The sequence below is a fragment of the Streptomyces aurantiacus JA 4570 genome (assembly GCF_000414115.1).
Taxonomy (GTDB): Bacteria; Actinomycetota; Actinomycetes; order Streptomycetales; family Streptomycetaceae; genus Streptomyces; species Streptomyces aurantiacus_A.
On record NZ_AOPZ01000121.1, the window covers coordinates 1 to 12587 of the forward strand.

11 protein-coding genes and 1 tRNA gene are annotated in these 12587 nt (G+C 70.7%); 3 read left to right on the forward strand and 9 right to left on the reverse strand.

Features of this window, described 5'->3' with window-relative positions; genetic code table 11:
• Nucleotides 1-207 precede the first annotated feature (207 nt).
• Nucleotides 208-1686, forward strand: coding sequence for a cellulose binding domain-containing protein (locus STRAU_RS14340; protein WP_016641042.1), 1479 nt, complete (start codon nt 208-210; stop codon nt 1684-1686).
• A 70-nt stretch (nt 1687-1756) separates the two neighbouring features.
• Here the strand turns inward: STRAU_RS14340 and STRAU_RS14345 are convergent, their stop codons facing one another.
• The 4 genes from STRAU_RS14345 to STRAU_RS14360 form a co-directional block, all read right to left on the reverse strand.
• Nucleotides 1757-3214 carry a GH1 family beta-glucosidase gene (locus STRAU_RS14345; RefSeq protein WP_016641044.1) on the reverse strand — a complete coding sequence of 486 codons (1458 nt, stop codon included), beginning with the start codon at nt 3212-3214 and terminating at the stop codon, nt 1757-1759.
• A 133-nt stretch (nt 3215-3347) separates the two neighbouring features.
• The gene (locus STRAU_RS14350; RefSeq protein WP_016641045.1) at nt 3348-4199 is read right to left on the reverse strand and encodes a carbohydrate ABC transporter permease; all 852 of its coding nucleotides are present in this window, start codon (nt 4197-4199) and stop codon (nt 3348-3350) included.
• 9 nt (nt 4200-4208) lie between these two features.
• Entirely contained in the window at nt 4209-5288 is a 1080-nt protein-coding gene (locus STRAU_RS14355) for a carbohydrate ABC transporter permease (RefSeq protein WP_397892068.1), read from the reverse strand.
• A gap of 7 nt (nt 5289-5295) precedes the next feature.
• Entirely contained in the window at nt 5296-6630 is a 1335-nt protein-coding gene (locus STRAU_RS14360; RefSeq protein WP_037659378.1) for an ABC transporter substrate-binding protein, read from the reverse strand.
• Between the two features lie 261 nt (nt 6631-6891).
• Between STRAU_RS14360 and STRAU_RS14365 the strand changes: the two genes are divergently transcribed.
• Nucleotides 6892-7947 carry a LacI family DNA-binding transcriptional regulator gene (locus tag STRAU_RS14365; protein ID WP_016641048.1) on the forward strand — a complete coding sequence of 352 codons (1056 nt, stop codon included), beginning with the start codon at nt 6892-6894 and terminating at the stop codon, nt 7945-7947.
• A 589-nt stretch (nt 7948-8536) separates the two neighbouring features.
• On the opposite strand, the gene STRAU_RS14370 is transcribed toward STRAU_RS14365, so the two are convergent.
• A complete protein-coding gene (locus STRAU_RS14370; protein ID WP_016641049.1) occupies nt 8537-9013 on the reverse strand; it encodes a VOC family protein in 477 nt (158 codons plus the stop codon).
• Between the two features lie 82 nt (nt 9014-9095).
• Between STRAU_RS14370 and STRAU_RS14375 the strand changes: the two genes are divergently transcribed.
• Complete coding sequence (locus tag STRAU_RS14375) at nt 9096-9698, forward strand: TetR/AcrR family transcriptional regulator (protein ID WP_259299907.1); 603 nt, start codon at nt 9096-9098, stop codon at nt 9696-9698.
• A 68-nt stretch (nt 9699-9766) separates the two neighbouring features.
• On the opposite strand, the gene STRAU_RS14380 is transcribed toward STRAU_RS14375, so the two are convergent.
• The 4 genes from STRAU_RS14380 to STRAU_RS14395 form a co-directional block, all read right to left on the reverse strand.
• Nucleotides 9767-9839 (reverse strand) — tRNA-His (locus STRAU_RS14380).
• 111 nt (nt 9840-9950) lie between these two features.
• Nucleotides 9951-10553 (reverse strand): oligoribonuclease, encoded by a 603-nt coding sequence (gene orn / locus STRAU_RS14385; RefSeq protein WP_016641051.1) that lies wholly within the window; start codon nt 10551-10553, stop codon nt 9951-9953.
• A gap of 10 nt (nt 10554-10563) precedes the next feature.
• On the reverse strand, nt 10564-11841 hold the full coding sequence (locus tag STRAU_RS14390) for a helix-turn-helix domain-containing protein (RefSeq protein ID WP_016641052.1): 1278 nt from the start codon (nt 11839-11841) through the stop codon (nt 10564-10566).
• 396 nt (nt 11842-12237) lie between these two features.
• Nucleotides 12238-12561 carry a hypothetical protein gene (locus STRAU_RS14395; RefSeq protein WP_016641053.1) on the reverse strand — a complete coding sequence of 108 codons (324 nt, stop codon included), beginning with the start codon at nt 12559-12561 and terminating at the stop codon, nt 12238-12240.
• Nucleotides 12562-12587 lie beyond the last annotated feature (26 nt).

The following is a 12587-nucleotide window of genomic DNA, read 5'->3' on the forward strand; positions in this document are numbered from 1 at the left end:
GTGGGAAAGATCCGCCGCGAAGCGGCGGCCTAGGAATCCCCCCACAACCCCGGCCGGAAGGCCCAACCTTTCCCCACCCCGATCCCACTCTTAAGCCCACCCTAAGATCCACCCCCGAGCCCGGGAAGCCCGTTTTGTCGCAGCCACGCAGGGCTAACGTGCGGAGCGATCCCACCCGCACCCCCCCCCGAAAAGGCAGGCGCAGCCATGAGCACCCACCGCCGCAGAATCACAGGCAGGCACAAGGCGATAGGCGCCGCCGTCACCGCGGCAGTCGTCGGGGGCGGCGCCTTCCTGTTCTCCGGCACGGCCCAGGCCGCAGCCGTCGGCGCCGCGTACACCAAGACCAGCGACTGGTCGGGTGGTTACACCGCGCAGTACGTGATCAAGAACAGCACCGACAAGGCCCAGTCCGACTGGACCCTGGAGTTCGACCTGCCCGCGGGCACGAAGCTCGGCTCGCTGTGGAACGCGGAGCACAAGGTCGAGGGCCGCCGCGTCACCGTCACTCCGCCCAAGTGGGACAAGGAGCTGGCCCCCGGCGAGTCCCTGACGGTCGGCTTCGTCGTGTCGGGAGCCGCCGACCCGGTCAAGTGCCTGATCAACGAGGCCAAGTGCGCGGCCGACGACGGCGCGGCCCCGGATCCCTCCGGCCGCCCCACAGAGAAGCCCACGCAGGACCCGACCGGGAAGCCGACGGAGAAGCCCACGGACAAGCCGACCGACAAGCCAACCGAGAAGCCGACGCAGAAGCCAACCCCCACCAAGACCCCCGGCGAAGGCACCGGAACCAAGGGCTCCGCCAAGTTCGCCCCGTTCGTGGACACCTCCCTCGCCCCGGCCTACGACCTCGTCGACACCGCCGCGAAGACCGGCGTGAAGGAGTTCAACCTGGCGTTCGTCACGTCGGGCGGCGGCTGCGAGCCCCTGTGGGGCGGCACCACCGCGCTCGGTGACGACAAGGTGGCCGCCCAGATCGGCGACCTGCGCGCCAAGGGCGGCGACGTCCGCGTGTCGTTCGGCGGCGCGGCCGGCTCCGAACTCGGGCTGCGCTGCGACAGCGCCGACGCCCTCGCCAAGGCGTACGGCAAGGTCATCGACACGTACAAGCTGACGAAGGTGGACTTCGACATCGAGGGCGCGGCCCTGCCGGACACCGCCGCCAACTCCCGCCGCGCGCAGGCGATCGCGAAGCTGCAGAAGGACCACCCCGGGCTCGACGTGTCCTTCACGCTGCCGGTGATGCCCGAGGGCCTGACCCAGCCGGGCGTCGACCTGCTCGCCGACGCGAAGAAGAACGGCGTGAGGACCTCGGCCGTGAACATCATGGCGATGGACTACGGACCGGCGTACAGCGACGACATGGGCAAGTACGCCACCCAGGCGGCGACGGCGACGCAGGCGCAGATCAAGGGTGTGCTCGGCCTTTCGGACGCCGAGGCGTGGAAGGCCGTCGCGGTCACGCCGATGATCGGCGTCAACGACGTCACCACGGAGATCTTCAAGGTCGACGACGCCACCGAGCTGGTGAAGTTCGCGCAGGACAAGGGCATCGGCTGGCTGTCGATGTGGTCCTCGACGCGCGACAAGGCATGCGCGGGCGGCAACAACTCCGTGCAGCCGACGTGCTCGTCGATCGAGCAGGACCCGCTGGCGTTCACGAAGGCGTTCGCGGCCTACAAGTAGCCCCCCAAGTTCCCCCCACGGGAAACACGCGCCCCGGCCGGACCCCCACCCGGCCGGGGCGCACCCGCGTTCAGTCCCCTGCCCCTGGGCGCGGCAGCTCCCCGCTCGCCGCCACCTTCGCGTACCACTGCGCGCTCGTCTTCGGCGTCCGCGTCTGCGTCTCGTAGTCGACGTACACGGCCCCGAACCGCTTGCTGTAGCCGTACGCCCACTCGAAGTTGTCCAGGAGCGACCACAGGAAGTAGCCGCGGACGTCGGCGCCCGCGGTGAGCGCCTCGTGCACGGCGGCCAGGTGCCCGTGCAGATAGCGGACGCGGTCGGGGTCGTGGACCTGGCCGCCCGCGCCGGGCTTGTCGTCGTAGGCGGCGCCGTTCTCCGTCACGCAAAGGGGAACCCCGGGGGCCTGAGCGGTGTACTCAAGGAGAAGGTCCGTCAGGCCGGTGGGGTCCACCGGCCAGCCCATGGCGGTGAGTTCGCCGGGCGCCCGGTGGAAGGAGACGTGGTCGGCGCCGGGCCAGGGGGAGTGGTCGGCGGCGCCGTGCCCGTCGTGGCGCGGACCGTCCGCGTCCGGTGCGGCCGACACGACAGCGGGGGAGTAGTAGTTGATGCCGAGGAAGTCCAGCGGCTGCCGGGCGATGCCCAGGTCGCCGTCGCGCACGAAGGACCAGTCCGTGATCCGCGCGGTGTCCGCGAGCAGATCGTCGTCGTATGCCCCGCGCAGCATCGGCCCGGTGAAGACGCGGTTGGCGAGCGCGTCGACGCGGCGCCGGGCGTCGAGATCGGCGGCGGAGGAGGTGAGCGGGCGCACGGCGCTCGGGTTGAGGCAGACGCCGACCTGGGCGCGCGCGGGCAGCGCCGCACGCAGCGCCCGCGCGCCCAGGCCGTGGGCGAGGTTGAGGTGATGCGCCGCGCGCAGGGCGGCCGCGGGATCGGTGCGGCCGGGCGCGTGCACGCCCGAGCCATAGCCCAGGAACGCGCTGCACCAGGGCTCGTTGAGGGTCGCCCACAGCTCCACGCGGTCCCCGAGCGCCCCGGCGACGATGCCCGCGTACTCCTCGAAGCGGAAGGCGGTGTCCCGCTCCGGCCAGCCGCCCCCTGCCGGGGAGCCGCTGGGGAAGGCCGACTCCAGCTCCTGCGGCAGGTCCCAGTGGTAGAGCGTGACCATCGGCGTGATCCCGTGCGTGAGCAGTTCGTCGACGAGCGCCCGGTAGAAGTCGAGCCCGCGCTGCACGGCGGGGCCGCGCCCGGTCGGCTGCACCCGCGGCCAGGACACCGAGAAGCGGTAGGCGCCGATGCCGAGGTCCGCCATCAGGCGCACGTCGTCGCGCCACCGGTGGTAGTGGTCGCAGGCCACGTCCCCGGTGTCCCCGCCGAGCACCTTGCCCGGCGTATGACTGAAGGTGTCCCAGATCGACGGCGTCCTGCCGTCCTCGGCCACCGCCCCCTCGATCTGGTACGCGGCGGTCGCGGCACCCCACAGAAAGGCGGGCGGAAACCGCAGGTTCGCGTCGGACTTCGCGTCGGACATGGAAGCGCTCCCATGGGTCGTACGGAAAGGGGTGGGACAAGTGGGATGTGCCGGGACGGAATTAAAGGGCGGGTGGGTGGGAAACCCGCCGCGGAGCGGCGCAGAACCCTGCCGAGGCGCCCCGCCAGAGATCTCACCCTTTGACGGCGCCTTGCATGATCCCGCCCACGATCTGCTTGCCGAACAGGACGAAGGCGATGAGCAGCGGCAGCGTCCCGAGCAGCGCGCCCGCCATGATCACGGACTGGTCGGGGATCTGCCCCCGGCCGAGCCCGGCGAGGGCCACCTGCACGGTCGGCTCGCCGCCCTGCGTCAGCGCGATGATCGGCCAGAAGAAGTCGTTCCAGGCCATGACGAAGGTCAGCATGCCGAGGACGGCCATCGCGGGCCGGGCCGCGGGAAAGACCACATGCCAGATCAGCCGGACGCTGCTGGCCCCGTCCACCCGGGCGGCCTCGATCACCTCGGTGGGCAGCGCCTCGATGAGGTACTGCCGCATGAAGAACACCCCGAAGGCGCTCACCAGCGTCGGCAGGATCACCGACTGCAGCTGATCGGTCCAGCCGAACTCGGCCACCATCATGAACAGCGGTACGACGCTGAGCTGCGGCGGCACCATCATCGTGCCGATCACCAGCAGGAGAAGGAGACCCCGGAAGCGGAACCGCAGCTTGGCGAAGGCGAAGCCCGCGAGGGTGGAGAAGAGCACGGTGCCCACGGTGACGCTGCCCGCCACCACCAGGGTGTTGACCAGGGCCGTGCCCATGTTGGCGTCGGTCCAGGCGATCTCCAGGTTCTTGAAGAGATTGCCGCCGAACCAGAAGGGCGGGGGTGTCTCGGCGAGCCGCGTGTTGTTGCGCGATGCGGCGATCGCCGTCCACACCAGGGGGAAGAGGGAGCCGATGGTGAACAGGATCAGCACGGCGTACGCCAGTTTGCCGCCGTGCAGTTGGCGGCCGGCGCCGCGTTTCTTGAGCCTTGTCACGTCATCCCCTCACGAGCTTCGGCGGATCCAGCGGCTGATCGCCCAGTTGAGCAGGCCGATCAGCACGAGAATGAGGAACATGGTCCAGGCGATCGCGGAGGACCGCCCCAGGTGCTGGTTGAACCAGCCCTGTTCGTAGAGATAGAGGCCGAGCGTCTGGAACTGGTGGTCGGAGCCGCCGGTGGGGCTCGCGCCCTGGCTGAAGAGGAGCGGCTCACCGAAGAGCTGGGTCGCCCCGATCGTCGACACCACGCAGGTGAACAGGATCGTCGGCCGCAGCGAGGGAATCGTGACGTGCCGGAACTGCTGCCAGCGGCTCGCGCCGTCCAGCGCCGCCGATTCGTACAGATCGTTGGGGATGGCCTGCATCGCGGCCAGATAGATCAGCGCGTTGTAGCCGGTCCACCGCCAGATGACGATCGAGGAGACGGCGAACTGCGCGGTCCAGTCGCCGTTCTGCCAGTCGACGGCATCGATGCCGACGAGCCCGAGCGCCCAGTTGATCATGCCGTGGTCGGTGCGGCTGAACATGAGCACGAAGACGAGCGTCGCCGCGGCCACGGATGTGGCGTACGGAGTCAGGATGGCGACGCGGAAGAACATCGAGCCGCGCAGCCGGTAGTGGAGGAGATGGGCGAGGCCGAGCGCCATCAGAAGCTGAGGCACGGTCGAGATGAGGCCGATGGTGAAGGTGTTGCGCAGCGCGTTCCAGAAGAAGTCGTCCTCCATGAGCCGCGAGAAGTTGCGCAGGCCCACCCACTCCATGTCCGTGGGCGTCCCCAGCTCCACGCGGTGCAGCGAGGCCCACCCCGTATAGAGGAGCGGGAAGAGCCCGAAGGCGATGAAGAAGAGGAAGAACGGGGCGATGAGGGCGTAGGGACTCCACTTCACGTCCCTGCGGTAGCGGCGGCTGCGCCGGGCCCGGCGGCGTTCGGCGGCCGGGTCCGTGGCCGGGCCGTCGGCGAGCGCCACGGCCCGGGCGCGGGGGGCCCTGTCCTCCGCGGCCTCCTGGGCCCGCCCGCGAGGGGCCGCGCCCTCCTCTCCGGCGGAGGGCGCGGCGGCACGGGCGTCACTCGGAATGTCGGTCACCGGATGATCACTGGTCCAGTGCGTTGTCGATCGTCTTCACGGCTTTGTCCCACGCCTTGTCGGGGGACGTTCCCTTCTGGTCGACGGCGAGCATCCCGTTGTCGGCCAGGTACTGCTGGATGATGCCGTCCTTGGGGCCGATGGGCTGGACCGGCACGCCCTGGGCGGCCTTGGCGAAGATCTGTCCGACGGGCGCGTCGCCGAAGTAGGCGTTCTTGGCGTCCTTCACCTCGGGCAGGTCGTACGCCGCGGAGGCGCTCGGGAAGCTGGCCCGCTTGTCGAACAGCTTGGCCTGCTGCTTCGGGGCGGTCAGCCAGGCGACGAGCTTGGCGGCCTCCTCCTTGTTCTTGCCCGCCTCGGGCACGGTCAGGAAGGAGCCGCCCCAGTTGCTGGGCTTGGGCGCGGCGGCCACGTCCCACTGGTCCTCGCCCTTGTCGCCCGCCTTGTCCTTGATGTAGCCGAGCATCCAGGGCGGGCAGGTCACGGTGGCGAAGGAGGCGTTGGAGAACGCCTGGTCCCAACTGGGCTGGAACTGCTGGAGCTTGTCGGTGAGCCCGGCCTCGGCGAACTCGGCCGCGAGGTCCCAGCCCTCCTTCACGCCCGCGCTGTCCTTGTAGGCCAGCTCGCCGTCGGCGTCGTAGAACTTCTCCTTGCCCGAGCCGTGCACGGCGGCCATCACACCGGCGGCACCGTCGACGAAGGCGGTGCCCTTGGGCGCCTTCTCCTTGTACCGCTTGCCCGCCTCCAAGTACTTGTTCCAGTCGCCGGCCCAGAGCTTGCCGACCTCCTCGCGGTCCGTCGGCAGCCCGGCCTTCTTGAACAGGTCCTTGCGGTAACAGATGCCGGTCGGCCCGATGTCGGTGCCGAGGCCGATCGTCTTGCCGTCGTCGGTGGTGCCCTGCTGCCACTTCCAGCCGAGGTAGGAGTTCTTGTCGACGCCGGAGGTCTTGCCGAGGTCCATCAGCTTGCCGGAGTGCGTGCCGGTCAGCTCGGCGATGTTGCCGACCTCGACGGCCTGGATGTCGGAGAGGCCGCTGCCACTGCTGAGGTGGGTGAGCAGGGCGGGCCAGTAGTTCTCGTTGCGCTGTACGGAGTTCTGCTTGATGGAGATGTCCGGGTTGAGCTTCTCGTACTCCTTGTAAAGGCCGGCCTCCTGCAGGCCGAAGGCACCGAACACCCCGACGGTCAGGGTCGTCTTGCCCTTGCCTCCTCCTCCGCCGCCGCCCGAGGAGCCGCCGGGTTCGTCGGAGTCCTCCGCGCAGCCGGCGAGCAGCCCGCCGGCGAGCGCGGCGACGGCCGTAAGGACCACGGCCTTGCGGGACGTTCGAGTCCTGTAGCGCATTGCGTCCTCCTGGTGCCCTGACGTACCGACCACCGGCCAACTATCTGGCAAATGTCACTAGTTGGTGGGAAACGGCTCGGACGGGACGTGCGGGTCGTGTAAGAGCCGGGTAGGGTGGGAGCGCTCCCATGTGTGATGTGTTGAAGGTTCGCGGCTCGCCACGGGGGTGTCAAGGCACCGGACACCGGGAGTTGCGGGCCGTCGGCGGCGTCGCTGGTGGTCGTGGTCCTGCTGTTAGATTCGCGTCGTGGGGAGGCACTGATGGGGAGTGGTCAGCTCAGGGGGCGCAGTGGCGGGCGGCCGACGCTGGAGGAGGTCGCGGCGCGCGCGGGGGTCGGCAGGGGCACGGTGTCCCGGGTGATCAACGGCTCGCCCCGGGTGAGTGAGCACACGCGTGCGGCGGTCGAGGAGGCGGTCGCGGAGCTCGGTTACGTCCCGAACACGGCGGCCCGCGCGCTCGCCGCCAACCGCACGGACTCGATCGCCGTGGTCGTGCCCGAGCCGGAGTCCCGCTTCTTCTCGGAGCCGTATTTCTCGGACATCATCCACGGCGTGGGCACGGCGCTCGCCGATACCGACATGCAGCTGGTCCTCACCTTCGCGGGCGGTGACCGTGAGCGGCGGAGCCTGGCGCAGTATCTGGCCGCGCACCGCGTGGACGGCGTCCTTCTCGTCTCGGTGCACGCCGACGACCCCCTCCCCGACCTGCTCCAGCAGCTGGAGATCCCGGCGGTGATCAGCGGCCGCCGCTCGGCCGACGAGCCGCTGGCCTCGGTCGACTCCGACAACTTCGCGGGTGCCCGGGCGGCCGTGAACCACCTCCTCGGCCGTGGCCGGCGCGCGATAGCCACGATCACCGGGCGCCTGGATGTGTACGGCGCCCAGCGCCGCCTCGACGGCTACCGCGACGCGCTCGCCGAGGCCGGGCACCGGGTCGACGAGGCGCTCATAGCCCACGGCGACTTCACCGAGGACGGCGGCCGCCGCGCCATGACCGAGCTCCTGGCCCGCCGTCCCGGCCTGGACGCGGTCTTCGCCGGCTCGGACGTGATGGCGGCGGGCGCCCGCCAGGTCCTGCGCGAGGCGGGCCGCCGCATACCCGACGACGTGGCCCTGGTCGGCTTCGACGACTCGGCGATCGCCCGCCACATGGATCCGCCGCTGACCAGCGTGCGCCAGCCCATCGCGGAAATGGGCCGCACGATGACGGACGTCCTCCTGGCAGAAATCGCCGACACCCGCCCGGCGCCGGCCCGCCGCCTGACCCGCCGGCAGATCGTGCTGCCTACGGAGCTGGTGTGCAGGGCGTCGTCGTGAGCGGCGGCCGCTCCCCGAAAACGGGATGATCTTGTTCTCCTCGAGGCGTAGCGTCCTCGGCCGCACGAGCTGTACCAGCCGCACGAGCGATCGGCTGGGCGGCCGCACGAGCGACAAGGGGAGCGAACGATGAAGCCGATGACGACGGCTCCGGCACGGACGATCGCTTCCGGCCGCGTGCGGAACCCGGCCTCCGTCAGGTCCGCCACCACGGCGTCGTCCTCCCGGTCGAGGAACTCCAGATCACTGGGCACGCCGTCGTCGTCCCACATCAAGAGCTCGGAGGAGGCGTCGTCGGTCAACTCACGGATGTGGCGGGGCTCCGCTCCCATCCGCACCAATATCTCCTACGGCGTCATGCCTTCGCACAGCGTGAATGTGTACCCCAATTCGTACGCGTCCGCGATCCAACGAAGCCCGTTCTCCACCCCGTTCTCCACGGCACATCCCCTTCCGACCCCGACCACCCTGCTCCGGCCAATCCCGAGATCGAGGTTGCAAAGCCCCACTGACATCGGCTGATTGACTGCGGCCGCTGGCCGCACTGTCCGGAGTCCCCGCCCGGCCCCGAGGCCGGTGTGCCCCGGGGTCACGCGCCGGCGTACTGCGCGGCGTACTCCTCGCTGGGCGGGACGACCGTGATGACGTCGATCAGTACGTCGTCGGGGGCGGCGACGATGAAGTGGCGCTGGCCGAACTCCTCCGTGCGCAGGGGCAGTACCTCGGGCAGGCCGGCCTCTGTCACGAGTCGCTGGTGCTCGGCGTCCACGTCGTCCACCTCGAAGTTCAGGAGCAAGCCGCCCCGGAGCGCGACCCGGTGGTCCTGGGGGACGGTTGGGTGGGCGTGGTCCAGCAGGGCCAGCTCGTACTGCGGGGCGTCGGGGCGGCGCAGACTCACGTACCAATCCGCCTCGAAGGTCACCTCGAAGCCGAGGTGGCGGGTGTAGAAGGCGCGCGAAGCGGCCACGTCCCGGGTGGCGAGCACCGGGTAGAAGCCGCCGAGCCTGGTCGCGGGCCTCCTGGCGGTGGGCCCGGGTGTGAGTTCGGGCGTGAGTTCCGTCGGCATGGCAGAGGTCCTTTCCCGTCCCGCCCATTTCACATACCCATGGTATGTGAATCGTGGCGCTAGCATACCTTCGGTACGCGAAATGGGAAGGGCGGTGCGCGTGATGGCGGTCAGCCGGGCGGAGCAGCGGGCGGTCACGCGGCGGGCGTTGCTGGACGAGGGGTTGCGGAGGTTCGCCGCCGATGGGTATCACCGCGTGGTGCTGGCCGAGGTGGCGCGCGCCGCGGGGGTCACCAAGGGGGCCGCCTACCACCACTTCGACAGCAAGGCGGGGCTCTTCCGGGCCGTCGTCGCCGAGGTCCAGGAGGGGCTGGGGGAGCGGGTCGCGGCCGCGGCCGAGCTGCACGAGGGCCTCTGGGAGCAGCTTCGGGCGGGCTGCCGGTGCTTCCTGGCCGCGGGGACCGACCCGGCCGTGCGGCAGATCCTGCTGGTCGACGCGCCTACCGTGCTGGGCTGGGACGAGTGGCGGGCCCTGGACGAGGAGTCCTCGGCCCGGCACCTCGTGGAGGCTCTGAAGGCGCTCGCCGCGGCGGGGATCATCGCCGATCAGCCGGTGGAGCCGCTGGCCCGGCTGCTCTCGGGGGCGATGAACGAGGCCGCGCTCTGGATCGCGCGGGGCGGGGACCCGGGGGCCGCGGAGCAGGCGCTCGATCGGCTCCTGGCGGGCCTGCGAACCCCGGCGTGACCTTCCGCCTGGCCTCCGGCATGACGAAGGCCCGGTCTGCTTTCGCAGGCCGGGCCTTGATCATTCAGGGTGAGTGACGGGACTTGAACCCGCGGCCACCTGGACCACAACCAGGTGCTCTACCAACTGAGCTACACCCACCACGGGCCGGTCTTTGTCGTTCTTCCGACCGGCCGAGAAAAAGTGTACAGGGTCCGAAGGGGTGCTCGCGCACGCCTTTTCCGGACCCCGTACGAGGGGCGCCGGGGAGGGTTAATCCGCAGGCAGGACGTACTTCGCGGCGATCGACTTGGCGGTGTCCGAGTCGGGTCCCGGCTGCGGGACGAAGATCGCCTCGCGGTAGTAGCGCAGCTCCGCGATGGATTCGCGGATGTCGGCCAGGGCCCGGTGGTTGCCGTTCTTGTCGGGGCTGTTGAAGTACGCCCGGGGGTACCAGCGCCGGGCCAGCTCCTTGATGGAGGAGACGTCGACGATGCGGTAGTGCAGGAAGTCCTCGAGGGTCGGCATGTCCCGCAGCAGGAAGCCGCGGTCCGTGCCGACCGAGTTGCCGCACAGCGGGGCCTTGCGGGGCTCCTTCACATGCTGACGGATGTAGGTGAGGACCTGCTCCTCGGCGTCGGCCAGTGTGGTGCCGCCGGACAGTACGTCGAGGAGCCCCGAGGTGGTGTGCATCTGCCGCACCACCTCGGGCATGGTCTCCAGGGCCGCGTCCGGCGGGCGGATCACGATGTCCACACCTTCGCCGAGCACGTTCAGTTCCGAGTCGGTGACCAGCGCGGCCACCTCGATAAGTGCGTCATCCGTCAGCGAGAGCCCGGTCATCTCGCAGTCGATCCACACCATGCGATCGTTCATGCGCCCAACCCTACGGCGCGCTCCTCTGACCGGGCAGGGGAGTGCGGCCCGGCGCGTACGCGTCGGAGTGCGGTTTGCCCGCGTCCATCGGCAGGGACGCCGTGGCGCCGAGCGAGCTCGCGGCCGCCGTGCGCCGGGTCTGGGACGGCACGGGGCCCGGTGACAGACCGGGGTTCCCGCCCGGTCCTGGCCCGGGGCCCTCCGCGGCGACCACCGAGGCGGTGGCGGGCACGGCGGCGGTCGCCGCCGACTCCAGCGCGCGTTCGCTCTGCGGCCGGCGCGCCCGGTACGCGGCGCGGTAGGCGGCGGGCGACGAGCCGAGCTGGCGCCGGAAGTGTCCGCGCAGCGCGACCGGCGAGCGGAAGCCGCAGCGCCCGGCGACCTCGTCGACGGAGTAGTCGGAGGTCTCCAGGAGCCGCTGTGCCTGCAGCACCCGCTGGGTGATCAGCCACTGGAGCGGCGCGCTGCCCGTGAGGGAGCGGAAGCGCCGGTCGAAGGTGCGCCGGCTCATATAGGCGCGGGCCGCGAGCGTCTCCACGTCGAACTGCTCGTGCAGGTGCTCCAGGGCCCAGGCCACTACCTCGGCCAGCGGGTCGGCGCCGATCTCCTCCGGCAGCGACCTGTCCAGGTAGCGTTCCTGGCCGCCTGCCCGGCGCGGCGGCACGACCAGCCTGCGGGCGAGCGCGCCCGCCGCCTCGTTGCCGTGGTCGGTGCGCACGATGTGCAGGCACAGATCGATTCCGGCCGCGGTGCCGGCCGACGTCAGCACGTCGCCGTCGTCGACGAACAGCTCCCGCGGGTCGACGTGCACGGACGGATAGCGCTTGGCGAGCGTCGGCGCGTACATCCAGTGCGTCGTCGCCGGGCGGCCGTCCAGTAAACCGGCCGCCGCGAGGACGAACGCGCCGGTGCACAGGCCGACGATGCGGGCGCCTTCCTCGTGCGCGCGACGCAGCGCGTCGAGTGCCTCAAGCGGCGGTGGCGATGTGATCGATCGCCACGCCGGTACGACGACCGTGCCGGCCCGCGAGATCGCCTCCAGGCCGTGCGGCGCGGTCAGTTCGAGCCCGCCGGTGGTGCGCAGCGGACCTTCCTCGCCGGCGCACACGAGCAGCCGGTATCGAGGGACTCCCGCGTCCTGCCGGTCAATGCCGAACACGGAGAGAGGTATGGAACTCTCGAAGATGGGACCACCGCTGAAGAGCAGCACCGCGACGATTTCCCGACGGCGCCGCCCGGAGAGTTTCCGCGCCGCGGCTTCCTGCACGGCAGTGGAGTCGTGGCTCATGGCGCTAAGCCCCCCTCGGTCGTCGCGGCTCCCTGTTCTTGGCGTGCTTGATGGACCTGTCGCTCCTGCACGTTTCCCCTCGGTCCTCCACCAGTCCCCCGCCGTACTACAGTCAAGATCGAATCTACTGCGTCACGTGACGCCGCCGTGACCAGTTCAGCACCCGGCGCATTGTCGACATGGCAACTTGGCGTGAAGCATTCGATCACGAAGCGTCGCACTCACGGGGCGCCCAGGGAAGTGCGCCTCGTCCCAGTGGCCGGTCAACGTAGGGTGCAGAGCCCTTCTGTGCTCCTTTCACCCCTGGTGAGACGTGGGTTGACCCCCTGTTCGGCCAGGGAATGCCGACGGCTGGGAAGTTGGCTGAAAACGTACGGGGGAGCGTGCGGGAATCAGTCAGTCCACCGGCGCGCCCGGACCCGGGCGGCGACCGCCCCGATGCGCCCCCGGCGTCTGCCGCTGACGCCGCCCCCGCCCGCCCGTGCCCCGCTGCGCGCGGGCCCGCGCCGCCCCGCGCTCGGACTGCTGCAGAAGCACCCGGCACACGCCGGTCACGGCCGCGAGCCCCAGGGCCGTCCCGCCCGCACCGGCCAGGGAGGTCCCGTACCCGACGAGCACCACGGGAACCAGGACGCAGGAGAACGCCGCCCAGCGCACCACGTCGCTCGCCGAGTCCTGCGGGGCGGCGGACAGGGCCCGGGCGGGCCGGGGCGCGGGCACCGCGGGGGCCCGGCGCTCGCGCGCCC

Excerpts from the sequence above, each read along its gene's own strand:
- STRAU_RS14340 (WP_016641042.1), top strand. The coding sequence starts at position 208 with ATGAGCACCCACCGCCGCAGAATCACAGGCAGGCACAAGGCGATAGGC.
- STRAU_RS14345 (WP_016641044.1), bottom strand. The coding sequence starts at position 3,214 with ATGTCCGACGCGAAGTCCGACGCGAACCTGCGGTTTCCGCCCGCCTTT.
- STRAU_RS14360 (WP_037659378.1), bottom strand. The coding sequence starts at position 6,630 with ATGCGCTACAGGACTCGAACGTCCCGCAAGGCCGTGGTCCTTACGGCC.
- STRAU_RS14365 (WP_016641048.1), top strand. The coding sequence starts at position 6,892 with ATGGGGAGTGGTCAGCTCAGGGGGCGCAGTGGCGGGCGGCCGACGCTG.
- STRAU_RS14370 (WP_016641049.1), bottom strand. The coding sequence starts at position 9,013 with ATGCCGACGGAACTCACGCCCGAACTCACACCCGGGCCCACCGCCAGG.
- STRAU_RS14375 (WP_259299907.1), top strand. The coding sequence starts at position 9,096 with ATGGGAAGGGCGGTGCGCGTGATGGCGGTCAGCCGGGCGGAGCAGCGG.
- orn (WP_016641051.1), bottom strand. The coding sequence starts at position 10,553 with ATGAACGATCGCATGGTGTGGATCGACTGCGAGATGACCGGGCTCTCG.
- STRAU_RS14390 (WP_016641052.1), bottom strand. The coding sequence starts at position 11,841 with ATGAGCCACGACTCCACTGCCGTGCAGGAAGCCGCGGCGCGGAAACTC.